At 73.2% G+C, this 351-nt stretch carries 1 protein-coding gene; it reads left to right on the top strand.

The genetic code is table 11. The annotated features are described in order from the left end of the window. On the top strand, positions 1-351 hold a 351-nt coding region (locus ADK55_RS22060), incomplete at both ends, for a LysM peptidoglycan-binding domain-containing protein (RefSeq protein ID WP_159041509.1).

Below are 351 nucleotides of genomic sequence, written 5' to 3'. Positions count from 1 at the left end.
GGCGCGGTGCTCCTGGCCCTGCCCGCCGGAACGGCCCTCGCCGCGCCCGCGACAGCCGCGCCCACCACCGCACCCGTCAGCGTCAGCGCGACCGGCGTCCCCGGCACCACCACCAGCACCGCCAACACGAACGGCGCCGCGGCGGTGGCCGCCGACGAGGGCAAGAGCGCGGCCGTGACGTACACGGTGCGGGACGTGAAGCCGGCCGAAAGCCTGTGGTCCATCGCCGAACACGCCTTGGGCGACGGCGAGCGGTGGACAGACATCGCCGCCGCCAATGACCATCGCACCATGGTCGACGGCAGCACCTTCCACGCGGATCAACCGATCCAGCCCGGATGGGTACTGACC

Source organism: Streptomyces sp. WM4235, from assembly GCF_001279725.1.
Lineage (GTDB): Bacteria > Actinomycetota > Actinomycetes > Streptomycetales > Streptomycetaceae > Streptomyces.
The sequence above is the reverse complement of the archived record's forward strand: the minus strand, read 5'-3'. Positions and strand labels throughout refer to the sequence as shown.